Origin of the sequence: Demequina lignilytica, assembly GCF_030418375.1 — a bacterium.
Classification (GTDB): domain Bacteria; phylum Actinomycetota; class Actinomycetes; order Actinomycetales; family Demequinaceae; genus Demequina; species Demequina lignilytica.
The window spans coordinates 118,359-144,301 of the sequence record NZ_JAUHPZ010000006.1; the positions used below are offsets into that span (position 1 = coordinate 118,359).

Genomic DNA, 25,943 nt, shown 5'->3' on the forward strand with positions numbered 1-25,943 from the left:
CGCCACCGAGCGACGCGTCAGCTCGCGGCGCCCACCAGGTGGGTGCGGGGGTGCAGGACGTCGAGGGTCGGCCCGGCGCTCGTGCTGGTGATCGTGGTGTCGAAGGGCTCCCACGTGCCGTCGCCGATCCGGTAGTGACCGGACCAGGTGGTGTCGAGCGCGATGGTCGCGACGGTGATGGTCGGTCCGTAGGCGTGACTGACGGTCGCGTCCGGGTACGGTCGGCCCGGGTCCTCCGTCGTGAGGGTCTCGCCGTCTCCCCAGCGCCAGGTGTACCGGGTCGGGGTGGCACGGATGGTGACGTCGGCGCCGAGCAGGACGGCGCCGTGGAGACGCGGCGCGTCCTCCGCGTAGGCGATCGTCGGGACGGTGGCGTACACCCAGCCGCCGTCGGGCTGGACGGCGACCGAGGACGGCTCGGGCCGGAGCTGCGTCCACTCGCGCTCGATGAGCGCGAGCAGGTCGCCCTCGCTCGGGCAGGTGTACCAGGAGACGAGGGTCCAGTCGCTCCAGCTCCCGTCGGCGAGCTGCTCGCGCATCCACAGCGGGAACGAGGGCGTCATGCCGTCGGGACAGGCGACGTCCGGGGACAGGCCGGTCGCGCAGGTGTCACCGGCGCCAACGAGCCCGCCGCCGACGCACGGCGCGGACCGCAGGAACTCGCGCGCGCTGTGCGAAGCGGAATTGCCCCGGGTGCTCGACTCGAGTTCCCGCTCCGTTGCCGCAACATCCAGCGATGTTCCCGCATCCCCGATGTAGCCGTCGTAGTCGCGTTCAGTCGGCACGTACGCGATCGCCAGCGCAACAACCAGTGCTACGAGCGACTTCATGCCTCTGCCGTGCCTACATCGCTTATGGACCAAACCTGGCCTGAAAACGCGAGCTCAAACGCGTACTTGAGCGTGCGCGCTTCGCCCGACGTGCGCTCACTTCCATCCGCCTCAATCACGGTGCCTTCTGCAAACGCAGCCTCGAAGAGCACAAGCGCGCTCCCGTTGCCCTGGATTTCGCCGCGAAGAGTGGCCGGTTCGACGGTGATCTCGCCACCGTCGACGGAAGCGCCGCGTTGGTGCACATCCAACGCAGCCGCCCTAACTTCGCTACACGGCGCGCAACCCGGATCCGACAATGCCTCCCACACGCGCGTGTCACCCGTCTGGAACATCACCGAGTACTGCTCCAGGAAGAACTGTGCCGTGACCATCGCGCCGTAGAGGTCGTCGCGGTCGGCGCCCTCGGGCATCATCGCGAAGAGCTCGTCGTTGCTGAGCGCGGTCGGCGTGGGCGACGGCGTGGCGTCGGGAGACTCGACCACGACAGGCCCTCCCGACGGCGTGCGCGTCACGATCGGCGCCGGGTCCCCGACGCACCCCGCCAGCGTGAGCGCCAGCCCGATCACGATCGCGCCTGCGCCCGCTCCCCCCGAGACGAACCGCATGAATCACAACGTATCGGGCGAAACGCCCACGCGACACCCCCACTTCTCGGGTGTGGAGAACCACATCGGCGAGCAGCCGGACGAACCGCCCGGCGCAGCCCGGCGGGATGGCGATGCGCAAACGCTCCCGATTTCATGCGGGAGCACACGGCCGGGCGGGCGGGGCGCACCGGTGCCGGCCGGGCGTTCGTTCCCGCATGAATACGGGAGCGAGCCGCACCAAGGCACCCAGCGGCGCACTCAAACGGAGCGGCGCACCCGCACAGACAGGCGCTCGCTCAGGCCAGGCGGCGCCGCCCCAGACCCGGCAGAAACTTGCCGGTCCGCGCCGCGTACTGGTCGTATCCGGGGTAGGCGCGCATCAGGAACGCCTCCTCGACCCGAGTCTTCGCCTCGAAGAACACCGCCAGCAGCACCGTGAAAGCCCAGGTCCAGGCATGCCCCGACCCCACGGACAACCCGATCGCGATAATGATGATCGCGCTGTACATCGGGTGCCTCACGAAGCCGTAGATGCCGCCCGCCGCGAGGCCCGCGCCGTTCGGCGTCGGCATCGGGGTCAGCGCGCGCCCGAGGTCCTTGCCCGACCAGAACATGCCCAGCCCGCCCAGCAGCACGAGCGTCGACCCGGCCCACCACGACCCGCCGACGCCGGGCCCGTCGAGCAGGGCGGTGAGCCCGACGGCGAGGAAGATCACTCCCTGCAACGCCACGAGCACCAGCGAGAGCAGCCGTCCGGACCGTGCATTCATCCCGACAGGCTAACCGGCCCGCTCGCCCACCGCTTGCGCCCGCACCGAGACCTCGGGCTTCTGTCCAGCGATCCACCGGTCGACCGTCTCCCACCACGAGTAGAGCCACGCCTCACGCTCCTCGCGCCCGGCGGGGATCTCCGCCGGGTCCGTGGTCCACCCCTTGAGGACGATGCGCTTGTCCACCGGCAGCTCCCGCCACACGTCGGCGACGGTCGACAGCCGCTCCAGCCCGGTGTGCGCGACCACGACGACGGCGGCATCGGGCCGCGCCTCCATCGCGGCGAGCACCCCGCCGGGATGCGGCGGCATCACATGGGGCATCGCCTCGGCGCGGTCCGCGAGTCCGTCGCGCCCGGCCTCGCGCAGCGCCGCGATCCGGCGCGCACGCCGCTTCGGCGTCGCGTTCGCCCCCTCGGGGAAGATCAGCAGCGCCCCCTCCGGCCCGAGGTCGCCCGCGAGCGCGGCGATGGTCTCGGCACCCCCGGGATCGCCCGGCCTGCGGTGGCGACGCGGCGTGATGAAGCGCGTCGGGATGCGGTTGAGGAGCAGGTCGATCGCGGGGTCCCACTGCAGCGTGTCCTTGAGCACGATCGCCGGGTTGCGCTTGAAGCGGTTGAGCAGCGCGTCCACCATCACGAACGAGTCGCCCGGACCCGCGTGGCGGCAGACCACGATCAGCGGCCGACCGGGCGCGATCTGGTCGAGATCGGCGTCCTCGAGGTCGACATCGAGCCGCAGCGTCCACCTCACCTGGGCGAAGAGCAGCCTCAGCATGGACGATGCGAGGGCGTAGTGATCGCGCTGCGAGGCCTCGCTCCGCATCCGTCGCCCGAACCCGTACTGCACCCACATGACCCCGAGCACCGCGACCGCGAACGCGTCCCACAGCAGGTAGAAGCCCGCGAGCCACAGCACGCGGGTGAGGCGCAGCCGTCCCGGCAGCGCCCAGGCGACGATCGCGAGGACCACGACCCCCAGCCACACCGCGACCGGCATCCAGACGAACGCCCCGATCACAAGCAGCGGCGCGATCAGCAGCCGCCGCACCCACACGGGCGGAAGCCGCCACCACGCCGACGCCATCAGACCAGCCCCGCCAGCACCAGGTACGCGCTGCTCGCCTCGCGCGCGGCCTCGATGCGCGCGTGGGTCCGCTCGAGGCTCCGGAACGCCCCGATCCGCTGATCGCCCTCCTGCGGCCCGCCGTACGGAAGCACGTGCAGGTCCACGTGAGCGGGCACGGCTGCGCGATCGCGCTGGAACCGGTGGCGCCGCGCCACCTCGAACGCGACCTTCGCCACGTCCGTCGGCTTCTCGGGCGCGGTGAGGGGCTCCTCGATCCGCCCCACCTGCAGCACGAAGATCGTGGTCGCCCCACGCGCGACCGCCTCGCCCAGCGGGATGGAGTTCACGATCCCTCCGTCGATGAAGTGCTCGTCGCCGATCCTCATGGGCGGGAGCGCCGCCGGGACGGCCGACGAGGCGAGGACGGCGTCGACCACCGGGCCCGAGTCGAACCAGTGCTCGGCCGCCCTCTCGATGGAGGCGGCGCACACGGCGAGCGGCACGGCGAGGTCCTCGAAGCGCGTGCCGGCGCCGACCACCCCCTCGACGAGCGCGCGCAGCGGCGCCGGGTCGTTGAGGTGGGTCCGGTGCTTCGCGAGCCTCCGCGCCTGCCGGTACCAGGAGGTGCCGTAGATGGTCCCGGCGGTGGGCGAGGCCCACGCCTTCTCGAGCCGCTCGACCACCGCGGGCGTCGGATCCTGCGCGACGGCCGCCCCGTTGATCGCGCCGATCGACGTGCCGACCACCAGGTCGGGGACGATGCCGGCGTCGAGCAGGGCGCGGAGCATCCCCACCTCGGTGGCGCCCCTCACACCACCGCCTCCCAGCACGAAAGCGACGGTCATAGCGCCAGCGTAGGGCCCTGATACGGTCGGCGACAGGGCGGCGCCCCCATCCCCCCGCATCGTCGCTCCGAATGGCAGGCATGTTCACGCTCGTGCTCGTCGGACTGATCTCCGGTGTCATCACCGCCATCAGCCCCTGCGTCCTGCCCGTCCTTCCCGCGATCCTCACCAGCTCGATCCAGGACGGGGCGGCGAGCCGCCGGCGCCCGCTCGTCGTGGTCGCGGGCCTGGTGCTCAGCTTCGCGGTCTTCACCCTGCTCGGCGGGATCCTGCTGTCGAGCCTGGGCCTGCCGGACGACCTGCTGCGGTGGACCGGGATCGTCGTGCTCGCGGTGGTGGGCCTGGGCCTGATGATCCCCCGCCTCGGGGAGCTCATCCAGCGGCCCTTCGAGCGCATCCGCCCGCTGCAGGCCGACCGCAACGGCAACGGCTTCGTGATGGGCCTCGGGCTCGGGCTGGTGTTCGTCCCCTGCGCCGGACCGATCCTCGCGTCGATCACGGTGCTCGCCGCCACCAACGGCGTCAGCTGGGGCCTCGTCGCGCTCACGCTCGCGTTCAGCGCGGGCATCGCGATCCCGCTGCTGGTCTTCGGGCTCGCGGGCCAGTCGATCTTCGGGCGCATCAAGGCGGTCCGGGAGCGCCTCCAGCTGATCCGCTCGATCTCCGGAGCGGTCCTGATCGCGACCGCGCTGGTGATCGCCACCAACGTCGCCGAGCCGCTCCAGCGGATCGTGCCCGGCTGGCTCGCCGGCATCCAGACCACCATCGAGGACAACGACGCCGTGCGCTCCGAGCTCGACACCCTCGCCGGACGTGAGGCCGTCGACACCTCCGTCACCGGCGACGCGCTCGGCTTCGACGCGTGCGAGGACGACCCGTCGGTGCTGCAGAACTGCGGCCCCGCCCGCGACCTGGTGGGCATCCAGGACTGGCTCAACACCGACGGCGAGGCCCTCGACCTCGACGAGCTGGCGCAGGAGGGCGAGGTGGTGCTCATCGACTTCTGGACCTACAGCTGCATCAACTGCCAGCGCACCTTCCCGTACCTGACCGCCTGGGACGAGAAGTACCGCGACGCGGGCCTCACGATCATCGGCGTCCACTCGCCCGAGTTCGCCTTCGAGAAGGTGGTGGACAACGTCGCCGACGCGACCGACCGCTACGGGATCGAGTACCCGGTCGCGATCGACAACGACTTCGAGACGTGGCGCGAGTGGGACCAGCGCTTCTGGCCCGCGCACTACCTGATCGACTCCACCGGCACGGTCCGCCAGGTGCACTACGGGGAGGGCGCGTACGAGCAGACCGAGCTGCTCATCCAGCAGCTGCTCGAGACCACACCCCAGATGGTCGAGGCCAACCCCGACGCGCACACCTCGGACCGGACCGCCGAGACGTACGTCGGCTACGCGCGCGGCCTGGGCGCCAACGCCAACGGCGACTTCCCGCGCGACGAGCCGCACGACTTCGGCGCGTCCTTCACCCCGGGCCCCGGCCAGGTGGCGCTCGGCGGGACGTGGACGGTCACGTCCGAGTACGCGGAGGCGGGGGACGATGCGACGCTCGACATGCAGTTCTACGCCGGGAGCGCGAACCTCGTGCTCGGCGGCGAGGGCACCGTGACGGTGACGCTCAAGGGCGATCCCGGCTACCGCAAGGTGATCGACGTGTCCGGCGCGCCGGACCTGCAGGTCCTGTGGGAGGGCGAGCCGGGGATCGACGTCCTCCACCTGGAGGTCTCGCCCGGCGTGGAGGCCTACGCCTTCACCTTCGGGTGATCCGCGGACCGGGCGGGTCGGGTCGGGCGCCTCGCCTCAGGCGGGGCGCACGGAGGTCAGCAGGACCTGCCACGACCCGGCCTCGAGGCCGCCCGGCGCCCGATGGTCGACCGCGGCCCACACGGACCCGTCGGCGCCGATCATGACGGCGACCCGCCCCGTCGCTCCCCGCACCACGATCGCACTGTCCGCGTACGGGGAGTCGTAGGCGGCCCCGGTGAGCTCGTCGACGAACCCGATCCGGTCCAGGTACAGGCGGTACGCCGCGTCGAAGGCGTGATCCATCGGATCGGAGCCGCCGCTCCAGCGGCCGGCCTCGAGGATCTCGATCAGCCCGCCGTCGGCGGTGAGCACGCGCACCACGCCGTCCGCGTCGGCGGCGTCCACCGTCCAGCCCTCGGGGGTGTCGAAGGCGAACCCGCCGGCGGTCCAGGACACCAGCGGGACGCCGTCCGCGTCCGCCTGGGTGGCGGGGCCGCCGGAGATCGCCACCGTCGCGCCGTCCGACCCCTGCAGCTCGAACGTCCCTCCGAGCGCCGAAGCGAACAGCACCATCGCCGCGAACACCACCATCATCGACACCACCGTGGTGCCGAACCGCCGAGAGGTCCGCGGCGCCGGCTGCGTCTCCGTCAGCGTGACGGCCGGAGCGGCGCCGGACTCGGCCCGCGTACGCCCGCGCTCGTTGTCCGCCATCATCTGGTCGTTGAACGTCCCGCCCACGCGATGCCCCCTCCGCGCCCCCACCAGGGATGTCGATGTCCGCAGTATGGCACCCATCCGCGGGCCGCGGGACGCCGAACCACCTGCGTCGGGCATCGTCCCCAACCCCGCCCGGCACCCAGGGAGGAACCATGAAGATCCGTGCACTGGCGGTCCCGATGCTCGTGCTGCTCGCCGGCTCGACCCTCGCCGCCTGCGGCGACACCGAGCCCGCGGCCGAGTCCTCGGACGACACGATGATGGAGGAGACCATGTCGCCCGACACCATGGAGTCCGAGGACGCCATGATGGACGACGAGGACGCGATGGAGGACGACTCCATGGAGGACGACTCGATGGAGGACGACTCGATGATGGAGGAGTCCCACTCCGAGGACGCGATGATGGAGGACGAGGGCTGACGTGCCCGAGCGGACGATGCGGAGGGTCGGGATGGGCGACGAGGACGCGGCGGGCGCCGCGGCGGCTCGTCCCGCCCCCGACCGCCTCGCGGCGCTGCTCGTGGCCGCGGGCCGGGGTGACGCGGACGCCTTCGAGGCCGTCTACGACGCCACCGCCGCCTCCGTGCACGGCCTGGCGCTGCGCATCGTCCGCGACCCGGAGATGGCCCAGGACGTCACCCAGGAGGTGATGGTGGAGGTGTGGCGCCAGGCGGCGCGGTACCGCCCGGACCTCGGATCGCCGCGGACCTGGATCCTCACGATCGCCCACCGGCGCGCCGTCGACCGGGTCCGGGCCGAGCAGGCCCACTCCGACCGGCTGCAGCGCCACGCGCGCCCCGAGATCGACGTCCACGACCAGGACGCGCTGGTCGACACGATGTTCCGCCAGTGGCAGGCGACGCGGGTCCGGGCCGGGCTCGCCGGGCTGACCCCGCTGCAACGCGAGGCGCTCGAGCTGACGTACTACAAGGGCTACACCAACGCGCAGCTGGCGCAGGCGCTCGACATCCCGCTCGGGACGGCGAAGGCCCGCATCAGGGACGCGATCATCAGGCTGAGAGACATGTGGGAGGTGACGGCATGAACGACAACGTGCACGGCCTGCTCGGCGCGTACGCCGTCGACGCCGTCACCGACGCCGAGCGCGCCGCGTTCGACGCCCACCTGCCCGGCTGCGAGGACTGCGCGGCCGAGCTCGCGGGGCTGCGCGACGTCGCCGCCGCCCTCGCGGACGCCGAGGCGGTCGCACCGCCGGCCGCGCTGCGGGCACGGGTGCTCGAGGAGGTCTCCCGCACGGCCCAGCTGCCGCCGGACGATGCGGAGGTCGCCCCCGCCGACGAACTCGCCGCGGCGCGCGAGGCCAGGCACGCGCGTTCGGGTCACCGCTGGCCGCGGTTCGTGCTCGCGGCGGCCTCGGTCGCGGTGCTCGCCGGCGTCGGCGCGTTCGCCGGCGTGGTGCTCACCGAGCGCAACGCCGAGCTCGCCATGGAGCAGGACGTGATGATGGTCGCGAGCGCGCCCGACGCGCATTCGATGGACCTGGACCTGGGCACCTCGCACCTGGTGGTGAGCGACCGCATGGCGTCCGTGGTGGCGATGGGAGAGGACTGCCCGAAGCCGCACGACGGCATGGAGTACCAGCTCTGGGTGGTGATGGAGGACGGTTCCAAGCACGCGGGCCCGACGTTCATGCCGGAGTCGGACGGCAGCTTCATGACCATGCTGGACGACCAGTCGATGGACGGCGTCACGGGCTTCGTCGTCACCGAGGAGCCCATGGGGGGCTCGGACGAGCCCACCGGCGACATGGTCGCCGTGGTCGAGCTCTGAGTCAGTCGCCCTCGTCGGGCTCGTCGCGCCGGAGCTGCGTCGAGATCTGGTCGGCGTCGAGCACGCGCAGCGCGGCCCCGAGGGCGTGCGAGCCGTAGGTGCCGACCGCGCGGGTCGCGAGCAGGCGGCTGCGCTGCGCGGCGATGACCGCGAGCCGGAGCTCGAGGAACTGGTCGCCCAGGTCCTCGCCCTCAGACTCCTCGTCGGAGGCGTGGACCACGGCGCGGCGCACCGCGGCGATCACCTCCGGGTCGTAGGCGCCGCCCTTCGGCCGCGCCAGGTCTGGGGCGTCGAGCACGGTGGTGGCCTCCGCGAGCAGGAGGTCGCGCAGCGCCTGGCGCTCGCGCTCGTCGTGCTCGCTCTCCCCCGCCACCCCGACGGCCTTCGCGACCCACGGCAGGGATACGCCCTGGCCCAGCAGGGAGCCGGCGGCCACCACGAATGCGATCAGCACCAGCGTCGAGCGCAGCGGCGTGTCCGCGGGCAGCGTCTGGGCCGCGGCCAGGGTGATGGCGCCCCGCATGCCGGCCCACACCAGGACCGTGCCCTCCCGCCAGCGCAGGGGCCGGTTCTCGAGGTACTGCACGTCGGCCGAGTGCACCTCGAGGCGCCGGTTGACCTTCGCGAGCGCACGGGTGTCGAGCCGGTCCCCGGCGCCCTCGGCCCGCTCCTTCGCCTGGTCGTGCCGGGCCTGCGCGCGCTCGACGCGCCGCCGCGCGACCATCACCAGGGGCGCGATGTAGCCCGCACGGATCGCGAGCGCGAGGGCGAGGGCGGCGAGGCCGAGCCCGGCGGCGAACCACAGCGAGCCGTGCGTCTCGATGACGTCCTCGACCAGCCCGATCAGCTCGAGCCCGAGGACCAGGAACACCGCGCCCTCGAGGATCAGCTCGGCGGTCTTCCAGTTCGCGCGTTCGGAGATCCGGTCCTCGGGACGCAGGAACCGCGGTGCGCGCACCCCGGTGACCAGTCCCGCGACCACCGCGGCGACCAGGCCCGAGGCGCCCAGGGCCTCCGCCGGGACCGCCGCGGCCCACGGGGCGACGAACGACAGGGCCGTGCTGGAGGCGGCTCCGGGCACCGCGCGCCGGAGGCGGATGTTCGCCTCGCCCGCGACCAGTCCGATCACGACGGCGAGCACCACCGCGGAGGAGAAGTCCCACAGCGCCTCGCCGAAGGTCATCCCCGCGCCGGCGGCCGCCACCGCGGTGCGCACCAGCACCAGCGCGGTGGCGTCGTTGAGCATCGACTCGCCCTCGAGCACGGTGACCACCCGCGGCGACACCCCGAGCTTCTTGATGATCTGCACGGCGACCGCGTCGGTGGGGCTCACCACGGCGCCGAGCGCGATCGCGAGCGGCAGCCCGATCTCCGGCAGGACCACCCAGAAGAACAGGCCCATCAGCACGGAGCTGAGGAGCACGAGCACGACCGACAGCCCCGAGATCGAGGCGAAGTCGCGACGGAACTCCATCGCGGGCAGCGACACGGCCGCCGAGTAGAGCAGGGGCGGGATGACGCCGAGCAGGATGATCTCGGGCTCCACCTCGAGGTGCGGGACGCCGGGGAGCAGGCTCACGCCGACGCCGAGAACCACCAGCAGCAGGGGTGCCGCGACCCTCACCCGGGGCGCGATCGCGTTGACCGCGACGATCGCGGCGACCGCCGCGACCACGATCGCCAGCGCCATCTCCATGTCCCGACTCCCGCCCGCGCGACCCTCGTCGCGTCCGGCCCCCAGCCAACCACCGGACCCTGGGAGTTCGCCAGGACCACGCCGTACGGGTCGCGCCGCGACCTCGACAGGGTAAGACTGAGGCTATGGCCGAGATCCTCATGTTCCACCACGCGATGGGGCTCACCGACGGCCTGGTCGCCTTCGCGGAGCGGTTGAGGGCGGCCGGGCACGTGGTCCACTCCCCCGACCTGTATGCCGGCGCGACGTTCACCGATGCGGACGAGGGGGTGGCGTACGCGCAGTCGATCGGTCATGACGCGCTCGAGGAGGCCGCCCACCTGCTCGCGCGGCGCCACCGCGGCGCCGACGTGCTCATGGGGTTCTCGCTCGGGGCGATGCCGGCGCAGCTGCTCGCCCAGGACCGTCGACGCATGCGGGCCTGCATGCTGGTGAGCGGGGCGCTCCCGCCGTCGGCCCTCGGCGGGGTGTGGCGGCACGAGGTCGCGCTGCAGATCCACGTCGCCGACCCCGACGAGTACGTCGAGCCCGACGAGATCGACGCGTTGCTCTATCACGCGCCTCACGCGCGGGTGTACCGGTACCCGAGCAAGGGTCACCTGTTCATGGACCCCTCGCTGCCCGAGTACGACGCCGACGCCGCCGACCGCTTCGAGGAGCGCGCGACCGGCTGGCTCGCGGACATCGACGAGCACCTGCTCTCGCGCCGCCCCGCCTGACGGCTGCGGTCGCGGCGGGCGCGGGCCCGGCGCATACTGGCGGGGTGCGCTCGCGCGCATGCGGCTGAGGTTCCGCCCGCTGTGGGGCGGAGATCCTGAGGGGCCGGGGTCGGGCGTGAGGAGGGGCACCCGACCCCGTCAGCCCCCTCCGGGGCGCGGGCGCGTCGCGAAAGGCGCGATCAGGACGCCCGCAGGCGCCGCCTGATCCGCTCGATCGCCTGCTCGACGGCGGCCTCGTGGCCGGACCTCGCAGCCAGGCGCGACCGTCGCCGGGACTCGTCCACCGCGTCGTCCCACGTGCCCGCCGCATCGTCCCGTCGCGCCGGCCACGGCATCCAGCGCTCGCCGTGGCGCAGGCGCTGGCTCTGCTTGAGGGCGTCGACGCGCTCCTTGTCGGCCGCCTGGCGCGGGGTACGCGACCAGCGGGCGCCCTGGTCGGCGCCGACGACGATCTCGATGCCCTCGGTCCAGCTGTACCGCTCCTGGTAGCGGCCCTTCGCCACCGCGAAGATCAGGTTCTCGAGCTCTTCGGCGGACGCCTCGAGGGACTCGTCGCAGGCGTCGCAGCCGCAGGCCGGCGCGCGCTCCAGACCCGCGGCGCCCATCGCGACCAGGACCGACGGGAAGCTCGTCTCGGCGATCACCAGCGGCGCGCAGAGCCCATGGCGCGGCACCACGGTCGTGGTGCGCACCACCCGCACCTGGCCGTGCTCGAAGTCGCGGATCGTGTCGGGGGCGTCGTCGGGCAGGCCCTCGGTCACCTCGACGTCGACGTCGTAGGTCGCCTCGAGGTGGTCGACCAGCGCGCGCGACACCGCGATGAGCGGCTCGAACCGCTCGGGGTGGCGGGTGCGGGAGTAGGTGCGCTCGGGCGGGCCGTCGATCCCCCATCGGTCGCCGTACGGGATCGGCTCGCCGGCGGCGTCGACGAAGACGGTCGCGGGCAGCTCCGGACGCACGTACACGGAGGTCAGGGTAGCCGCATCACGTGGTTCGCGGGGTGATCGGCTCGGTGACGTCGGCGACCGTCGCCTCGAGCGTGGCGACCAGGGCCGCCGGCTCCACGGTGGCGGCGACGCCGTGGGCGCCGCCCCCGATGGACACGGGTCCGGGCCGGTCGACCACGAGCGCGTCGGCGATGACCGGCCACGGCCGCCTCGTCGCCGGGTCGGGCTCCGCGCCGAACGGCGTGATGGTGCCGCGCTCGTAGCCGGTGACGTCGCGCGCCACGTCCTTGTCGGGCATGGACAGGCGGCTCACGCCGAGCAGCTCCCGCAGCTTGGGCCAGCTGATCTCCCGGTCGCCGGGCACCAGCACCATGAGGAAGTCGCCGTCGCCGCGCCGCACCACGAGCGTCTTGAGGATCTGCCACGGCTCGAGCCCGCGGGCGGCGGCGGCCTCCTCGAGGGAGCGCACGGGCCCGTGGACGGTGACGGCGTGGTCGATGCCGGACGCGGCGAGCGCGCGCGTGGCGGGGGTGTCGGGAGCGTCGGTCATGCGCGGTGAACGCCCGGCGGGACGCGGTTACTCCCCGATGTGGCGGATGCCGCGGGCATCCGGCCCGTGCGGACCCGCGAAGGCGAGCCGGGCGACGCCGCGCACGGCCGAGACGAACCACTCGGCGATCATCTCGTCGGCCTCGCCCTCGACCCCGGAGAAGGCGACCACGAGCCCGTGCCGCACGATCCCTCCCGGGTAGACGATGTCGCCAGCCGTGTACAGGTGCGGCTGGTCGGTCCGGAGCCGCGACGTGTCGACGCCGGTGCGCTCGGCCACCTTCGCCTTCGCGACCGCGTAGCCGTAGGTCTTGGTCTCCGTGTCGCCGATGCTGCCGGTCCACAGCACCGTGCCGTCGCGACGCGCGGGGTCCAGCACCACGAGGTCGCCCACGGCGCCGCGGATCACGCGGGTGTCCGCCGCGCGGAAGATCGCCGGCCGCACCAGGTCCCAGGCCTGGGCGCACAGCTCGGGGGTGAGTCCGGTGAACATCGACGTTCCTCCTCGGGGTCGGCTCCTCTCCCCCAACGTACTCCGCGCATCGTCCCTGCCGGGGACCGGACGATGCGGCGGCCGGGACCTCCGGCGTCCCCACCCTCGGGCGGCGCGTGGGAGCATGGGCGCAACGCCAGTCATCCTCGTGATCGGACCGCCGTGACCCCCACCGAACCGCGTGAGCCCGCGCGCGCCTCCGTCGACCCCGACGAGGCCCCGGAGCTGTTCACCGGAGCCGTCTCCTACCCCGTCGCAGGCGAGGTCGCCGTGGTGCCCGCGGAGGTCCCGGCGCGCGGCGAGGGAACCGCTCCCCCGGTGCCGCGCGGGCGCGCGCTCGCGGCCCTCCTGGTGCTCGCGCTCTCCGCCTTCGCCTTCGTCACCGCGGAGGTGCTGCCTCTCGGGCTCATGACGCCGATGGCCGAGGGGCTCGGGGTCGCGGAGTCGACGGTGGGGCTCCTCATCACCGTGCAGGCGCTGGTGGTCGTGGTCGGGTCGGTGCCGCTCGCGTTCGCCGTGAAGCGGCTGCGCCCCCGGACGGCGCTGCTGATGGCGCTCACGGTCTTCGCCGGCGGCCTCGCCGTGTCCGCGACGGCGGACTCGTTCGGCCAGCTGGTCGCCGGGCGCGGCGTGTCCGCGCTGGCGCACGCGCTGTTCTGGGCGGTGGTCACGCCGGCCGCCGCCGGGATGTTCCCCCAGGCGGTGCGGGGGCGGATGGTGTCGCGGCTGCTGCTGGGAGGCTCGGGCGCCGGCGTGATCGGCCTGCCGGCCTCGACCTGGCTGGCGCAGCAGGTCGGCTGGCACGCTCCGTACTGGGTGCTGGTGGCGGCCGCGGTCGCCCTCCTCGCGGCGCTGGCGATCCTCATGCCCGGCTTCCGCGCCGAGGAGGGCACGGCGGCGCGCGGCGAGCTGCCGTCGCGCGCGATGTACGTCCGCGTGCTGGTGTCGATCGCGCTCGCGGTGGGCTCGATGGCGGTGACGTGGACCTTCATCTCGCCGTTCCTGGTCCGCGTGACGGGCTTCGGGCAGGCGACGGTGCCCGCGCTCCTCGCCCTCGGCGGCGTGGTGGGCACCATCACCACGGCGTTCGTGGGCCGATACCTGGACCGCTGGCCGGTGCGGTCCGCGGTCGTGGGACTCGCGCTGCTGGTGAGCATGTTCGCCGGCCTCGCGGTGGCCGGATCGAACGTGCCGGCGACGCTCGCGCTGCTGGTGCTCCAGGGCTTCGCCTGGGCGGTGGCGGTGCCCGCGCACGTCAACTGGGCGATGCGTCACGCTCCCGGCCGCACCGACGTGCTGATGGCGGGCTACCAGTCCCTGTACAACGTGGGCAACATGCTGGGGCCGATCGCGGGCGGGGCGATCCTCGCGGCCTACGGGCCGGGCTGGCTGCCCGCCGCGAGCGTGGCGCTGTCGGGCGCCGCATTCCTGGTGGTGCTCACCGTGCGCCCCTGGGGGCTGCTCGAGCGGCTGCGCCGCGAGCGCCGCCGGTCCGCCCGGGCGTCGGTCAGGACGCCGCGGCGATCACGGACGAGCTGAGCGTGGCGGGGGCCGTCGGGTCGATGCCGAACACGCCCTCGCTGAAGTCGGTGCCGGTCAGCACCGCGGTCGAGCCGACCGCGAAGATCGGGGTGACGTCCGACGCGTACCACTCGCTGAAGGAGACCACGCCGCGCTGGAACAGCCCGCTCACGGCGAAGGCCCACAGCAGCGCGATCATCGCGCCGCCTACCACCAGCTGGATCGCGACGTCGATCCACGCGATCCGGCGGAACCGCTCCGCGACGGCGCCGGTCAAGGAACGGGAAACTCCGGCGTTCTGAGGCGCGAGCACACGACCGTGGCGCAGGGTCCAGGTCGGTGCCGAAATGTGCGGAACTGTCATGATTTACCCCCCTCTCATGGGACTCCCTTTTGCTGGCTGGTGCAACCGGAGCAGGGGGTCATCTATTCCAACTGTCAACAAAGACGTCGCAAACGAGGGAAACGTTGGGTCAAGCCCGGCGGGGTCTCACCGCACGTCGTCGTCGACCCAGTCCAGCGTGCGGGCGACCGCCTTGAGCCAGTTGCGGTGCAGCCGCGCCGCCTCCGCCGGGTCCATCGCCGGGCTCCACCGGCGGCCCTCGCGCCAGTTGTCCCGCAGGTCGTCGAGCGAGTCCCAGTACCCCACCGCGAGGCCGGCCGCGTAGGCCGCGCCGAGCGCGGTGGTCTCGGCGACCACGGGCCGCACCACGTCGACCTGGAGCACGTCGGCGAGGAGCTGCATCAGGAGCGCGTTCGAGGTCATGCCCCCATCGACGTTGAGGGCGCGCATGGGCACCCCCGCGTCGGCCTCGCCCGCGACCACCACATCCTTGGTCTGGAACGCGGTCGCCTCGAGCACGGCGCGTGCGAGGTGGGCCTTGGTGACGTACTGCGTGAGCCCGACCACGGCACCCCGGGCGTCGGGACGCCAGTACGGGGCGAACAGCCCGGAGAACGCGGGCACGAAGTACGCGCCGCCGTTGTCGGGCACGCTCGCCGCCAGCTCCTCGATCTCCTCGGCGGAGCGGATGGACCCGAGGTTGTCGCGCAGCCACTGCACCAGGGCACCGGTCACGGCGATCGACCCCTCGAGCGCGTACTGGGCCGGCGCGTCGCCGATCCGGTAGGCGAGCGTGGTGATGAGCCCGTGCTCGCTGCGCACGCGGGTCTCGCCCGTGTGGACCAGCAGGAAGGTGCCGGTGCCGTACGTGCCCTTCGACTCACCAGGCTCGAAGGCGACCTGCCCGAACATCGCGGCGTGCTGGTCGCCCAGGATCCCCGCGATGGGCACGTCGCGCAGCAGCGACTGGCCGCCGACCACGCCGTAGACCTCGGAGCTCGAGCGGATCTCCGGCAGCATCGCCCGCGGGATCCCGAACACCTCGAGCATCTCCTCCGACCAGTCGAGCGTGTCGAGGTCCATCAGCATGGTGCGGGACGCGTTGGTCACGTCCGTGACGTGGAGCCCGCCGTCGGGCCCACCCGTCAGCCGCCATACCAGCCACGTGTCCGGGGTGCCGAACGCGAGCTCACCCGCCTCCGCCCGCTCCCGCACGCCCATCACGTTGTCGAGGATCCACGCGATCTTGGTCGCCGAGAAGTAAGTCGCGAGCGGCAGCCCGGTGATCTCGCGGAAGCGGTCGACCCCGCCGTCGGCGGCGAGCGCGTCGACCATGGGCTGGGTGCGGGTGTCCTGCCACACGATCGCGTTCGCGACCGGCTCGCCGGTGGCGCGGTCCCAGACCATGGTGGTCTCGCGCTGGTTGGTGATGCCGACCGCCGCGAGATCGAGGCGCGTGATGTCCGCCTGCGCGAGCGCCTCCGCGATGCAGCGGCGGGTGTTGCGCCAGATCTCCTCGGGGTCGTGCTCGATCCATCCGGCCTGCGGCAGGATCTGCCGATGCTCGAGCTGGCCGCGGGACACGATCTCTCCGGCGTGGTCGAACACGATCGCACGCGTCGACGTGGTGCCCTGGTCGATCGCGATGACGTAGCGGGTCACGGGACCTCCTTGCCTGGTAGAACCACGCTACCCGGGCGGGAGGGACGATGCGCGGCGCACCGTCGCGCGGGCGTCACCGCGGTCGGCGCGGACCCGCCCCGGCGCGTCCGCGCGCGACCTCCACGCCGTGCGTCTCGCCCAGGATCGCGCGCACGGCGTCGACCTCCGCGCGACGCCGGCGTCGGGTCCAGCCGAGCTCCTCGCCCACGACGTCCGCGAGGTCGTCGAGGAGCGCCTCCGTGACGCGCCCCTCGAACGCGAGGGTGGTGCGGCGCAGGACCACGTCGGCGAGCCGTGCGACCCGCTCGTGACGGGCGATCCAGGCGATCTCGCCGCGCGTGACGTCGGGGGCGTCCGCGAGCCGCGCGCCCGGGTCGGCTCCCCACAGGCGTGCCCACATTCCGCCGGGCACCGACTCGGCCGCCGCGACCTCGACGGCGCGGGTGCCGTAGCGGTCGAGCAGGGTGCGGGCGCGGTCGAGCGGGACGCCCGGCAGGTGCTCGTCGATCCACCCGTCCCGCGCATCGTCCACGGGGAATCCGGCGCCGCCGCCGATCGGCAGCCCGCGCGTGGAGACGCGTCGCGTCTCGCCGAGCAGGCCGAGCACCCGGTCCGCCGCCCGCTCCCCCAGGGCCCGCATGGTGGTCCACTTGCCGCCGACGATCGTCACGAGCGGCACCTCGGTGCCGGGCAGCGTCCCGTCCTCGAGCCGGTAGTCGCGCGGGATCTCGCCCGGGGTGGCCGCATCCGCGCGCGGAAGCGGCCGGATCCCGGCGTAGCGGAAGACGATGTCCGCGCGGCTCACGGGGATGTCGGGGAACACGTGGGCGACCAGGTCGAGGAAGTAGTCGACCTCCTCCTCGGTGCACCGGGCGGGCTCGCGCGGGTCGGCGGGCAGGTCGCTGGTGCCGACGATCACGCGGCCGTGCTGCGGGTAGACCAGGACGATCCGGCCGTCCTCGTTCTCGAAGAAGATCTCCCGGCCCGCGCAGGCCGCGAGCAGCGCGGGGTTGTCCAGCACCAGGTGCGAGCCCTTGGTGCCGCCGAGCCACGCGGTGTGCTCGCCGAGGGCCTCCTGGGTGAGGTCCACCCAGGGACCGGTCGCGTTCACCACGACGCGCGCCGCGACCGGCACGCGCATGCCGGTGAGGAGGTCCTCGACGGCCACGTCGCCGCCGTCCATCCCGACCGCGGCGGCGTAGGTCGCCACCCGAGCGCGCGGGTTCGCGGCGAGAGCGTCGAGGGCCATCTCGAGGACCAGCCGTTCGGGCGCCCGTACGCAGGCGTCGTAGTAGGTGGCGGTCCAGCGGGTCGCGGGGTGGAGGTCGGGCAGCTCGCGGCGGGTCTGCTCGCGGCCGGCGAGGCGATGCCGCGGGACGCCCGTGCCGTCGGCCGCCCGCCCGGCGTGGGAGTAGGAGTCGTACAGACGCAGGCCCAGCTCGATGAGGGCGACGCCGCGCGGGGCGCGGCGCGCGGGGCCGTGGCCGGTGAGGAAGCGGCGAGGGGCGCCGGCGAGGCCCGCCCACGTGGTGCGGATCGGGACCGTCGTCGGCAGGGGCCGGACGTGGTGGGGGGCGGTGGCGAGCAGGTCGTTGCGCTCGGCGACGGCCTCGCGGACCAGCCGGAACTCGCCGTTCTCCAGGTAGCGGAGTCCGCCGTGGATCATCCGGGAGCTCGCCGCGGAGGTCGCGGCGGCGAGGTCGCCGCGGTCGATCAGGGTGACGTCGACGCCCTGCAGGGCGAGGTCGCGGAAGGTCGCGACGCCGTTGACGCCGCCGCCGATGATCAGGACGTCGCAGGAGGGACGGTCGCGCAGGGACGCGACGGCCGGGCGGGGCCCGGTCGCTGCCCGCGTTCGGCGTGCGCTCACGCGACCATCGTCACCCGGCTCGCGCGCCTAGCGCAACGACGGCTCGCGGTCACGGTCGCGCACCGCGGCGAGGATCACGGACCGTACGGCGTAGGCCCACAGCGGCACCACGGCCGCGATCGCGAGCTGGGTCGCGATCTCGCTGGGGCCGTGGAAGGGCGCGATGCGGATGAACAGGTCGAGCACGACGCCGAACACGACGGCGACGACGGTGATCGCGGCCACCGCGATCGTGGTGCGGAGGGCGACGGACATGAAGGCTCCTGGAGCGGCGGGCGGGACTGCGGCCAGCCTTCCATGACGCCGTCATCGCCGGTATCCCCATTTGTGGGGAATGCGGGAGAGTGCGGGCGGCGCTACCGTCAGCCCATGGCGAACCCGTCGGCGGACTCCGCGCGCGACTTCTCGGACTACCGGATCTGGATGTGGGTGTGGTGTGCGGCGGCGACCGTCGCCACCGCCGTCGCTTTCGGCGTCCTGTTCCCCTATCAGACCGTCGACAGGACCACCGGGGAGCCCCTCGAGCCCGGCTACGGCTGGCCGGCGTTCATGGGCGGCCTCGTCATCGGGGCCATCGCGTGCATCCCGGTGATGATCGGCGTCCACACGCTGTTCCGCATCCAGCACAACACGGCTCTGGCCGCCGACCGGCTGCGTGTGCGAGAGCCGCGCGACTGACCACCGGTTGCCGCCGGCAGCCCGTCGCGCGACCATGGAAGACGGGTCCCCGCTCGACAATCCAAGGAGCGCGCCATGACCAGCATCAAGGACGCCGCGGACCACTTCCTCGCCCACCACCGCATCGCCGTCACGGGTGTCTCCTCGCATCCCGAGGGACACGGCTCGAACGCGGTGTACCAGCGCCTCAAGGAGAAGGGCTACGAGGCCTTCGCGATCAACCCGAACTCCCCCACGGTCGAGGGCGACACCGCCTACCCGACGCTGTCCGCGGTCCCGGGCGGGGTCGAGGCCGTCGTGATCGGCACCCGTCCCGCGCATGCGCTGGGCACGGTCAAGGAGGCCGCCGAGCTCGGGATCTCCGAGGTGTGGATGCACCGGGCCTTCGGCTCGGGATCCGTGGACAAGGACGCCGTGACGTGGGGGCGCGAGCACGGGATGACGGTGATCGACGGGGGGTGCCCGCTCATGTTCGGCGACACGGCGGACGGCGCGCACCAGACGATGTGCCGCATGCTCACCTGGACCCGCAAGGTGCCCAAGGAGGTCTAACCCCTACTGCCTGTCCCCCGGTGCCGCTAGGTTCGAATCATGAGGGCACTGCACACGTCCGATTGGCACATCGGACGCACGTTTCACGGTCATTCGACGGACGATCACCTCGCGCAGGTGCTCGCCGCGATCGCCCAGGCGGTGAGGGACCACCACGTCGACGTGGTGATCGTCGCGGGCGACGTCTTCGACTCCTCGACCCCGAAGGCCGAGGCGTTCACCATGCTCAACAGCGCGGTGCGCGCGATCCGGTCGGCGGGCGCGCAGGTGGTGCTCACGTCGGGCAACCACGACGGCCCGGCGCGGCTGGGACACCTCGCCGAGTTCGCGGCCTTCGGCGGCGTCCACGTCCTGGCGGACCTGAGGCGTCTCGCGGTCCCGGTCGCCGTGCCCGACGCACACGGCGACGTGTTCGTCTACGGCATCCCGTACGTGCACCCGGAGTTCCTCCGCGGCGCCTTCGAGGACTTCGACGGCCGCACCCACGAGGCGGCGCTGAGCTTCGCGATGGACCTCATCCGGGACGATGCGCGGACCCGGGGCGGCGAGGGCGCTCGCTACGTCGTGGCATCGCACTGCTTCGCCTCGGGCGAGGCGGGCGGCGGGGGCCGGGAGGTGCACGAGACCACCGAGTCCACGGGACGCTCGGAGGAGCGCGACATCACGCGGGGCGGCCTCGACATCGTGCCGCCGGGCGTGTTCCAGGGCCCGGCGTACACGGCGCTGGGCCACATCCACTCGCGCGCGACGCTCCGCGAGGACCTGCGGTACTCGGGCGCGCCGCTCAGGTTCAGCTTCGGCGAGCTGAGCTCGGCCAAGGGGGCGTGGCTGGTCGACATCGGGGCGGCGGGGCTCGAGGGCGTCGAGTGGCTCGAGCTGCCGACCCCGCGGCGCGCGGTCCGGCTCACCGGCACGCTCGATCACCTGCTGTCCCCCGGCGTCCATGAGGAGGACCGGGACGCCTGGGTCGACATCGTGCTCACCGACGACCTGCGCCCCCGCGACGCCATGCGCCGCGCCCAGGAGAAGTTCCCGCACGCGGTGACACTCGCGCATCGTCCCTCCACGGTCGCCGCCCACGCCCGGGAGACCTACGCGGACCGCACCCGCGGCAAGTCGGACGCGGAGCTGATCGAGGCGTTCCTCGGCTTCACGCGCAACGGTCACGGGGCGTCTCCCGAGGAGCAGGATCTGCTCGCGGACAGCCTGCAGGCCCTCGATGCGAAGGAGGCGACGCGATGAAGGCGCTGCGCCTCGAGATCGAGGGATTCGGACCGTACCTCGCACGCCAGACGGTCGACTTCCGCGCGTTCGACGCGGAGGGGCTGTTCGTCATCTCCGGGAGGACCGGCGCCGGCAAGTCGACCATCCTCGACGCGATCACGTTCGCCCTCTACGGCGACGTGCCGCGCTACGCCGGCACGGAGAAGTCCATCCGCAGCCACTTCTGCGGCGAGGAGGACCCGACCGAGGTGGTGCTCGACTTCGAGGTCGGAACCGAGACGTACCGGATCCGCCGCAGCCCCGACTACGAGCGGGTGAAGCAGCGCGGCGAGGGCACCACGGTGCAGCCCGCGGAGGCGCAGCTGTGGGTGCGCCGCGGTGAGGACTGGGAGGCGCTCGCGATGAAGCCGCGCGAGGCCGGCCAGGAGATCGCGCGCATCATGCAGCTCACGCCGGAGCAGTTCCTCCAGGTGATCCTGCTCGCGCAGGGACGGTTCGCGGAGTTCCTGCAGGCCGGCACGGACAGCCGGCTGCGGCTGCTGCGGTCGCTGTTCGGCACGCAGCGGTTCGAGGAGCTGACCACGCACCTGCGGGACATCGCGCGGCTGCGGGCGCGGGCGCTCGAGGCGGCCGACGCGGAGCTCGAGGTGCTGGTCTCGGGCGCGGTGGCGGTGGCGGCCGCGGCGTCGCCCGAGGAGATCGCCGCGCCGGCACCGGCGGAGCGCGAGGCGTGGTTCGCCGCGACCGTCCAGTCGCTCACGGGCCTGGCCGCGCGGCTCGCGGGGGCGGCGGCATCGGCGGCGCAGGGGGCCGACGCGGCCAAGGCGACACTGGCGGAGGCGCGCGGGGTCGAGGCGCAGCGACGCCGCCTCACGGACGCACGGGACAAGGTCGGGGCGCTCGAGGCGCGGTCCGAGGAGCACGCGGAGGACCGGTCCCGGCTGGATCGCGCACGCCGGGCGGCGCCGGTGTCCTCCGCGATGGAGGCGTCGCAGGGCGCCGAGGCACGGCTCGCGTCGGCGACGGAGCGGCGGGACGCGGCGCTGGTGTCGCTGCGGTCGGCGGAGGTGGCGGGCCTGGCGTGGCCCGGGGCGTCGGGCGATCTCTCGCAGGCGTCCGTCGAGGCCCTGCGGGCGCGGACGTCCGAGCTCGCGTCGGAGCGCGGCTCGCTCGCGGAGGCGCTGGAGGCCGAGGGCAGGCTCGCCTCGCTGGAGCAGGCGCGCGAGCAGGCCGAAGGCGGCCTGGAGGCGGCGCGGGAGGCACGGTCGCATGCCCAGGAGCAGCTGGCGGCGCTGCCGGCGCGGGAGCAGGCGCTGCGCACCGAGCTCGACGGGGCCACCGCGGCGGCAGCCAGGCTCGCGGACCTCGAGGATGCGGTCGCGCGCGAGGAGAAGGCGGCGACGGCGCACGAGCGCATCGACGCCGCCCAGGCGACGCTGCAGGCGGCGCGGGAGCAGGAGGCGACGGCCTCGGCGCGGCGGCTCGGGGCGGTCGACCGGCACGATGCGCTGCTGCGGCTGCGGCTCAAGTCGCAGGCCGCCGTGCTGGCGGGGGCGCTCGAGGAGGGCAAGCCATGCGCGGTGTGCGGCTCGACGTCGCACCCCTACCCAGCGCAGCCCACGGACGCGCACGTCACGGACGAGGCGGTCGAGGAGGCGCGGGCCTTCGCGGACCGGATCGTCAAGGAGTTCGAGGAGTTCCAGGACAGGGCCGCGGCGGCGGCCACGGCGCTCGAGGTGGCGCAGGCGGAGGCCGGCGGACGGTCGCGCGAGGAGGTCACGGCGGCGCTCACGGCCGCGGTCGAGGCGCGCGACGGGGCGAAGGCCGCGGCGGGTCGCAAGTCGGCGCTGGAGTCTGAGCTCGAGGCGCTCGGCGCGGAGCGGGAGCGGCTGGGCCGGTTGATCGAGGAGCGCGGCGCGGCGGTCGAGGCCGCCCAGGCGCGGGCCACCCAGGCGGCCGCGGCGGTGGCGGCGGCGGGCGAGACGATCGCGCGCGGGCGGGGCGAGCACGCGTCGGTCGCGGCCCGTGCAGCCGCGCTGGAGTCGGCGCGCGGCCTGGTCGACGCCGTGGCCGGCGCGTCGGAGGCGCTCGGTTCGTCGCGGGCGTCCGCCGAGGAGGCACGCGGGGCGGTGGAACGGGCGGCCGCGGCGACGGGGCTGGGCGACCTCGAGGCGGTGCGGGCGGCGCTGCTCCCCCGAACCGAGATGGACGCGCTCGCGGCGCGCATCGAGCAGCACGAGGCGGACCTCAGCGGGGCGCGTGCCGTGGTCGCGGAGCTCGAGTCGGTGCCGTTGCCGGAGGAGGTCGCGGACCTGGTCGCGCTCGAGGCGGCCGCCGCGGAGGCGGACGCGGGCGCGAAGGAGGCGGCCCGCGCATCGTCCGACGCCGCGTCGGCGGTGGGCCAGTTCACCCGGCTCGCGGAGAACCACGCGGTGAAGGCGGCGTCCACGGCGGAGGCGCGCGAGCGGCACCAGGCGGTCGACACCCTCGCCAACACCCTCGAGGGCAAGGAGCCCAACGAGCGGCGGATGCGGCTCGAGAGCTTCGTGCTCGCGGCGCGGCTGGAGGAGATCGTGGCGGCGGCGAACGCTCGGCTCACCACCATGTCGAGCGGCCAGTACCTGCTCGAGTACGACGACAGCGCGCAGTTCCGGAACAAGCAGACCGGCCTCGAGCTCACCATCGCGGACGCGCACACGGGCCGGTCGCGGTCGACGCGGTCGTTGTCGGGCGGCGAGACGTTCCTCGCCTCGCTCGCGCTGGCGCTCGGGCTCGCGGAGACGGTGACGTCGGCGGCGGGCGGCATCCAGCTCGACACGATCTTCATCGACGAGGGCTTCGGCTCGCTCGACGAGGACACCCTCGAGGTCGCCATGTCGACGCTCGACGACCTGCGTGACGCGGGCCGCACGGTCGGCCTCATCTCCCACGTGGAGACCATGAAGGAGGCCATCCCGGCCAAGCTCGAGGTGGTCAAGTCGGGCGACGGATCCAGCTCGGTGGCGGTGGTGCTCGGCGACGGGTGAGGATGCCCGCGCCCGGCCCGGTTGGCCCTGCCCACCGCCGCCCCGGCGCGCCTCGCCCCGCCCTGCCGCCGGAGAGGCCTCGGCGTAGCCTGGAGATGAACACAGGACGCTGAACGATGCCCGTTCGCCCGTGCACCCGGACACCTCCGGAGGGGCAGTGGACGGAGGTGCGTCATGTCTGCGCGCACGGTGGCGGCGTGGGCCGCCATGGCCGTGATCGGGGCGGCAGGAGCGGCAGGATGCAGCGCCGGCGACGACGAGCTCGAGCGCGATCTCGCCGCGATGACGAGCGAGCGGGACGCGCTGGCGAGCGAGGTCGAGCAGCTGCAGGCCGAGGGTGCGGCGGTCGCTGCGCGATACGACGCCGCGGACGCGACTCGGGCCGGCTTCGAGTCGACGCTCGACGACGACTCCCGGTACGCGGACCCGGAGGCCATGATCGAGGACCTGTCGACGTACTGGACCGAGACGGCGATCCTCGACGACATCTACATCGGCCCCCAGCCGATCGCCGACGGACTCATGTACGACCTCTTCGAGACGGGCGGATCCCAGCTCGACCTCCGGCAGAGCTGGATCGATCCCGATGGCTCCACGAGCGGGGCGGTCTGGCTGTGGCACGGCCGCAACATCTTCGACAACCCGTTCGAGCTGGTGATGGTGACGGTCACGACGTACGACGACGAGGGCCTGATCACGGACTTCTACCGGTCGTACCCCTACGACCAGGACTTCTTCCACGAGGCCCTGCGCGGCGAGGGTACGCCGACCGACGCCACCGGCACGGCCTGGTAGCCGAGACCCGAGGGCGGGCCGCGGCCCGTGGCCCGTGGCCCGCGGACGAGCCGCGGCGCCGCCCTCGCTCACCCTGCACGACCGCGCCCGTGATGCGACCCTGGAGAGACGCGGGCGGCCGCGCCCGCGGCAAGGAGTCCCCACCATGTCGCTCGACGTTCCCTCACCGCACGCCTCCGCTCCCGCCGATGCCTGGGCCGAGCATGTGTTCTCGGCAGCGCTCGGCGCGATCGACATCCTCGCGATCCACCTGGGCGACCGGCTGGGCTGGTACCGCGCCCTCGCCTCGGACGGGCCGCTCACCGCGGACGACCTCGCCCGGCTCACCGGCACCCATCCGCGCTACGCCCGCGAGTGGCTGGAGCAGCAGGCGACCTCGGGGCTGATCGTCGCGATCGACGACGGGCCGATGCGCTTCGCCCTCCCCGCCGGCGCGGCCGAGGCGCTCACCGACACCCGCTCGCTCGCGTACATCGCGCCGCTCGCACGGATGCTCGCGGGGGCGGCCGCGCAGATGCCGGCGTTGCTCGACGCCTACCGGACAGGCCGCGGGGTGAGCTGGGAGCAGCTCGGCGACGATGCACGCTGGTCCCAGGCCGACATGAACCGCCCCTGGTTCGAGCAGATGCTCGGCGAGGCGATCGAGGGGGTGCCCGAGATCCACGACGTGCTCGAGCGGGAGGACGCGCGGATCGTCGACGTGGCGTGCGGGGCGGGGTGGTCGACGATCGCCCTCGCGCACGCCTACCCGGGGGCGACGATCGTCGGGGTCGACATCGACGCCCCGTCGATCGAGATGGCCCGGGTCAACGCGGCCGAGGCGGGGGTGGCGGGCCGGGTGGAGTTCGTCGCGATGGATTCGGCGGAGCTCACCGAGAACTACCGTGCCTCTTTCGACGGCACCTTCATCTTCGAGGCGCTGCACGACATGCCCCGGCCCGTGGAGGTGCTCGACGCGATCCGCGCGTGCGTGAAGTCGGACGGCGTGGTCGTGGTCATGGACGAAGGGGTCGGCGACGCCCCTGTGTCCGTCGGCGACGAGGTCGAGAGGCTCATGTACGGCTTCAGCCTCTTCGTGTGCCTGCCGGACGGGATGTCGTCGCAGCCGTCGGCGGGGACGGGGACGGTGATGCGACCCTCCGTGCTCGCGAGCTACGCGCGGGAGGCGGGATTCTCGAGCGTCTCGGTGCTGCCGATCGACGGCTTCTCGTTCTTCCGTTTCTACCGGCTGCACCTGCGCGACGCCGCGTAGCCCCCCGCACCCTCGCCTTCGTCCCGCGCTGGCCTATCCGTGCTGGCCGCACGCATGCCTGTGCGGCGCTCACCCGGGGGGGTGGCGCCGTCGGGGCGGGGTCATTGGTCGGGGGGTCGGGGCGGCTTGGTGGGCTCGGCGGGCTCGGTGGGGTGGGTGGGCTGGGTGGGGTGGGTGGGGTGGGTGGGGTGGGTGGGGTGGGTGGGCTGTGGCGTGTGGCTGGGGGGCGCGTGGAATCGG

At 73.4% G+C, this 25,943-nt stretch carries 26 protein-coding genes; 12 read left to right on the plus strand and 14 right to left on the minus strand.

The window, feature by feature from the left end:
• Positions 1 to 17: 17 nt before the first annotated feature.
• The 5 genes from QQX13_RS10080 to QQX13_RS10100 form a co-directional block, all read right to left on the minus strand.
• Positions 18 to 830, minus strand: coding sequence for a hypothetical protein (locus QQX13_RS10080; protein ID WP_301153311.1), 813 nt, complete (start codon positions 828 to 830; stop codon positions 18 to 20).
• Positions 827 to 1,438 carry a DUF6318 family protein gene (locus QQX13_RS10085; protein WP_301153312.1) on the minus strand — a complete coding sequence of 204 codons (612 nt, stop codon included), beginning with the start codon at positions 1,436 to 1,438 and terminating at the stop codon, positions 827 to 829. The genes QQX13_RS10080 and QQX13_RS10085 overlap by 4 nt, the downstream gene beginning before the upstream one ends.
• A gap of 278 nt (positions 1,439 to 1,716) precedes the next feature.
• On the minus strand, positions 1,717 to 2,190 hold the full coding sequence (locus tag QQX13_RS10090; protein ID WP_301153313.1) for a methyltransferase family protein: 474 nt from the start codon (positions 2,188 to 2,190) through the stop codon (positions 1,717 to 1,719).
• A gap of 9 nt (positions 2,191 to 2,199) precedes the next feature.
• Positions 2,200 to 3,276 carry a 1-acyl-sn-glycerol-3-phosphate acyltransferase gene (locus tag QQX13_RS10095; RefSeq protein WP_301153314.1) on the minus strand — a complete coding sequence of 359 codons (1,077 nt, stop codon included), beginning with the start codon at positions 3,274 to 3,276 and terminating at the stop codon, positions 2,200 to 2,202.
• Positions 3,276 to 4,103, minus strand: coding sequence for a patatin-like phospholipase family protein (locus QQX13_RS10100; protein WP_301118491.1), 828 nt, complete (start codon positions 4,101 to 4,103; stop codon positions 3,276 to 3,278). Before QQX13_RS10100 ends, QQX13_RS10095 begins: the two co-directional genes overlap by 1 nt.
• Positions 4,104 to 4,174: 71 nt before the next feature.
• Between QQX13_RS10100 and QQX13_RS10105 the strand changes: the two genes are divergently transcribed.
• Positions 4,175 to 5,881, plus strand: a complete 1,707-nt coding sequence (locus QQX13_RS10105) for a cytochrome c biogenesis protein DipZ (protein ID WP_301118492.1) — start codon at positions 4,175 to 4,177, stop codon at positions 5,879 to 5,881.
• Between the two features lie 36 nt (positions 5,882 to 5,917).
• On the opposite strand, the gene QQX13_RS10110 is transcribed toward QQX13_RS10105, so the two are convergent.
• Entirely contained in the window at positions 5,918 to 6,604 is a 687-nt protein-coding gene (locus QQX13_RS10110) for a hypothetical protein (protein ID WP_301153316.1), read from the minus strand.
• Positions 6,605 to 6,735: 131 nt separating this feature from the next.
• Between QQX13_RS10110 and QQX13_RS10115 the strand changes: the two genes are divergently transcribed.
• Genes QQX13_RS10115 through QQX13_RS10125 form a run of 3 tightly spaced genes read left to right on the plus strand, consistent with a single transcriptional unit; the run spans position 6,736 to position 8,376 of the window.
• A complete protein-coding gene (locus QQX13_RS10115) occupies positions 6,736 to 7,005 on the plus strand; it encodes a hypothetical protein (RefSeq protein ID WP_301153318.1) in 270 nt (89 codons plus the stop codon).
• A 1-nt stretch (position 7,006) separates the two neighbouring features.
• Entirely contained in the window at positions 7,007 to 7,630 is a 624-nt protein-coding gene (locus QQX13_RS10120) for a sigma-70 family RNA polymerase sigma factor (RefSeq protein ID WP_301153319.1), read from the plus strand.
• On the plus strand, positions 7,627 to 8,376 hold the full coding sequence (locus tag QQX13_RS10125) for an anti-sigma factor (protein WP_301153320.1): 750 nt from the start codon (positions 7,627 to 7,629) through the stop codon (positions 8,374 to 8,376). The genes QQX13_RS10120 and QQX13_RS10125 overlap by 4 nt, the downstream gene beginning before the upstream one ends.
• Position 8,377: 1 nt before the next feature.
• Here QQX13_RS10125 and QQX13_RS10130 read toward each other — a convergent pair whose 3' ends face one another.
• Entirely contained in the window at positions 8,378 to 10,072 is a 1,695-nt protein-coding gene (locus QQX13_RS10130) for a cation:proton antiporter (protein ID WP_301153322.1), read from the minus strand.
• A gap of 125 nt (positions 10,073 to 10,197) precedes the next feature.
• Between QQX13_RS10130 and QQX13_RS10135 the strand changes: the two genes are divergently transcribed.
• Positions 10,198 to 10,791, plus strand: a complete 594-nt coding sequence (locus QQX13_RS10135) for a dienelactone hydrolase family protein (RefSeq protein ID WP_301153324.1) — start codon at positions 10,198 to 10,200, stop codon at positions 10,789 to 10,791.
• A gap of 179 nt (positions 10,792 to 10,970) precedes the next feature.
• Here the strand turns inward: QQX13_RS10135 and QQX13_RS10140 are convergent, their stop codons facing one another.
• The 3 genes from QQX13_RS10140 to QQX13_RS10150 are packed head-to-tail and all read right to left on the minus strand — an operon-like array spanning position 10,971 to position 12,780.
• The gene (locus QQX13_RS10140; protein ID WP_301118499.1) at positions 10,971 to 11,756 is read right to left on the minus strand and encodes a DUF6226 family protein; all 786 of its coding nucleotides are present in this window, start codon (positions 11,754 to 11,756) and stop codon (positions 10,971 to 10,973) included.
• A 19-nt stretch (positions 11,757 to 11,775) separates the two neighbouring features.
• A complete protein-coding gene (locus QQX13_RS10145) occupies positions 11,776 to 12,288 on the minus strand; it encodes an aminoacyl-tRNA deacylase (protein WP_301153325.1) in 513 nt (170 codons plus the stop codon).
• Between the two features lie 27 nt (positions 12,289 to 12,315).
• Positions 12,316 to 12,780, minus strand: coding sequence for a hypothetical protein (locus tag QQX13_RS10150; RefSeq protein WP_301118501.1), 465 nt, complete (start codon positions 12,778 to 12,780; stop codon positions 12,316 to 12,318).
• A 162-nt stretch (positions 12,781 to 12,942) separates the two neighbouring features.
• Between QQX13_RS10150 and QQX13_RS10155 the strand changes: the two genes are divergently transcribed.
• Positions 12,943 to 14,319: an MFS transporter gene (locus QQX13_RS10155; protein ID WP_301153327.1), complete on the plus strand. Its 1,377-nt coding sequence runs from the start codon at positions 12,943 to 12,945 to the stop codon at positions 14,317 to 14,319.
• On the opposite strand, the gene QQX13_RS10160 is transcribed toward QQX13_RS10155, so the two are convergent.
• The 4 genes from QQX13_RS10160 to QQX13_RS10175 form a co-directional block, all read right to left on the minus strand.
• Complete coding sequence (locus QQX13_RS10160) at positions 14,288 to 14,578, minus strand: hypothetical protein (RefSeq protein WP_301118503.1); 291 nt, start codon at positions 14,576 to 14,578, stop codon at positions 14,288 to 14,290. The genes QQX13_RS10155 and QQX13_RS10160 overlap by 32 nt on opposite strands.
• Positions 14,579 to 14,791: 213 nt before the next feature.
• Positions 14,792 to 16,306, minus strand: a complete 1,515-nt coding sequence (gene glpK / locus QQX13_RS10165; RefSeq protein ID WP_301153329.1) for a glycerol kinase GlpK — start codon at positions 16,304 to 16,306, stop codon at positions 14,792 to 14,794.
• Between the two features lie 73 nt (positions 16,307 to 16,379).
• Positions 16,380 to 18,176 carry a glycerol-3-phosphate dehydrogenase/oxidase gene (locus QQX13_RS10170; protein WP_301153330.1) on the minus strand — a complete coding sequence of 599 codons (1,797 nt, stop codon included), beginning with the start codon at positions 18,174 to 18,176 and terminating at the stop codon, positions 16,380 to 16,382.
• A 27-nt stretch (positions 18,177 to 18,203) separates the two neighbouring features.
• Positions 18,204 to 18,431, minus strand: a complete 228-nt coding sequence (locus QQX13_RS10175; RefSeq protein ID WP_301118506.1) for a hypothetical protein — start codon at positions 18,429 to 18,431, stop codon at positions 18,204 to 18,206.
• 114 nt (positions 18,432 to 18,545) lie between these two features.
• Between QQX13_RS10175 and QQX13_RS10180 the strand changes: the two genes are divergently transcribed.
• From QQX13_RS10180 to QQX13_RS10205, 6 genes are all read left to right on the plus strand, one after another.
• Complete coding sequence (locus QQX13_RS10180; RefSeq protein ID WP_301118507.1) at positions 18,546 to 18,854, plus strand: hypothetical protein; 309 nt, start codon at positions 18,546 to 18,548, stop codon at positions 18,852 to 18,854.
• 75 nt (positions 18,855 to 18,929) lie between these two features.
• On the plus strand, positions 18,930 to 19,406 hold the full coding sequence (locus QQX13_RS10185; RefSeq protein WP_301118508.1) for a CoA-binding protein: 477 nt from the start codon (positions 18,930 to 18,932) through the stop codon (positions 19,404 to 19,406).
• A 39-nt stretch (positions 19,407 to 19,445) separates the two neighbouring features.
• The gene (locus tag QQX13_RS10190; protein WP_301153332.1) at positions 19,446 to 20,648 is read left to right on the plus strand and encodes an exonuclease SbcCD subunit D; all 1,203 of its coding nucleotides are present in this window, start codon (positions 19,446 to 19,448) and stop codon (positions 20,646 to 20,648) included.
• Positions 20,645 to 23,656 carry an AAA family ATPase gene (locus QQX13_RS10195; protein ID WP_301153334.1) on the plus strand — a complete coding sequence of 1,004 codons (3,012 nt, stop codon included), beginning with the start codon at positions 20,645 to 20,647 and terminating at the stop codon, positions 23,654 to 23,656. Before QQX13_RS10190 ends, QQX13_RS10195 begins: the two co-directional genes overlap by 4 nt.
• A gap of 174 nt (positions 23,657 to 23,830) precedes the next feature.
• Positions 23,831 to 24,451 carry a hypothetical protein gene (locus QQX13_RS10200; RefSeq protein ID WP_301153336.1) on the plus strand — a complete coding sequence of 207 codons (621 nt, stop codon included), beginning with the start codon at positions 23,831 to 23,833 and terminating at the stop codon, positions 24,449 to 24,451.
• Between the two features lie 145 nt (positions 24,452 to 24,596).
• Positions 24,597 to 25,703: a class I SAM-dependent methyltransferase gene (locus QQX13_RS10205; protein ID WP_301153337.1), complete on the plus strand. Its 1,107-nt coding sequence runs from the start codon at positions 24,597 to 24,599 to the stop codon at positions 25,701 to 25,703.
• The last annotated feature ends 240 nt before the right edge of the window (positions 25,704 to 25,943 follow it).

Excerpts from the sequence above, each read along its gene's own strand:
- QQX13_RS10080 (WP_301153311.1), bottom strand. The coding sequence starts at position 830 with ATGAAGTCGCTCGTAGCACTGGTTGTTGCGCTGGCGATCGCGTACGTG.
- QQX13_RS10085 (WP_301153312.1), bottom strand. The coding sequence starts at position 1,438 with ATGCGGTTCGTCTCGGGGGGAGCGGGCGCAGGCGCGATCGTGATCGGG.
- QQX13_RS10090 (WP_301153313.1), bottom strand. The coding sequence starts at position 2,190 with ATGAATGCACGGTCCGGACGGCTGCTCTCGCTGGTGCTCGTGGCGTTG.
- QQX13_RS10095 (WP_301153314.1), bottom strand. The coding sequence starts at position 3,276 with ATGGCGTCGGCGTGGTGGCGGCTTCCGCCCGTGTGGGTGCGGCGGCTG.
- QQX13_RS10100 (WP_301118491.1), bottom strand. The coding sequence starts at position 4,103 with ATGACCGTCGCTTTCGTGCTGGGAGGCGGTGGTGTGAGGGGCGCCACC.
- QQX13_RS10105 (WP_301118492.1), top strand. The coding sequence starts at position 4,175 with ATGGCAGGCATGTTCACGCTCGTGCTCGTCGGACTGATCTCCGGTGTC.
- QQX13_RS10115 (WP_301153318.1), top strand. The coding sequence starts at position 6,736 with ATGAAGATCCGTGCACTGGCGGTCCCGATGCTCGTGCTGCTCGCCGGC.
- QQX13_RS10125 (WP_301153320.1), top strand. The coding sequence starts at position 7,627 with ATGAACGACAACGTGCACGGCCTGCTCGGCGCGTACGCCGTCGACGCC.
- QQX13_RS10130 (WP_301153322.1), bottom strand. The coding sequence starts at position 10,072 with ATGGAGATGGCGCTGGCGATCGTGGTCGCGGCGGTCGCCGCGATCGTC.
- QQX13_RS10135 (WP_301153324.1), top strand. The coding sequence starts at position 10,198 with ATGGCCGAGATCCTCATGTTCCACCACGCGATGGGGCTCACCGACGGC.
- QQX13_RS10145 (WP_301153325.1), bottom strand. The coding sequence starts at position 12,288 with ATGACCGACGCTCCCGACACCCCCGCCACGCGCGCGCTCGCCGCGTCC.
- QQX13_RS10150 (WP_301118501.1), bottom strand. The coding sequence starts at position 12,780 with ATGTTCACCGGACTCACCCCCGAGCTGTGCGCCCAGGCCTGGGACCTG.
- QQX13_RS10175 (WP_301118506.1), bottom strand. The coding sequence starts at position 18,431 with ATGTCCGTCGCCCTCCGCACCACGATCGCGGTGGCCGCGATCACCGTC.
- QQX13_RS10180 (WP_301118507.1), top strand. The coding sequence starts at position 18,546 with ATGGCGAACCCGTCGGCGGACTCCGCGCGCGACTTCTCGGACTACCGG.
- QQX13_RS10185 (WP_301118508.1), top strand. The coding sequence starts at position 18,930 with ATGACCAGCATCAAGGACGCCGCGGACCACTTCCTCGCCCACCACCGC.
- QQX13_RS10190 (WP_301153332.1), top strand. The coding sequence starts at position 19,446 with ATGAGGGCACTGCACACGTCCGATTGGCACATCGGACGCACGTTTCAC.
- QQX13_RS10195 (WP_301153334.1), top strand. The coding sequence starts at position 20,645 with ATGAAGGCGCTGCGCCTCGAGATCGAGGGATTCGGACCGTACCTCGCA.
- QQX13_RS10200 (WP_301153336.1), top strand. The coding sequence starts at position 23,831 with ATGTCTGCGCGCACGGTGGCGGCGTGGGCCGCCATGGCCGTGATCGGG.
- QQX13_RS10205 (WP_301153337.1), top strand. The coding sequence starts at position 24,597 with ATGTCGCTCGACGTTCCCTCACCGCACGCCTCCGCTCCCGCCGATGCC.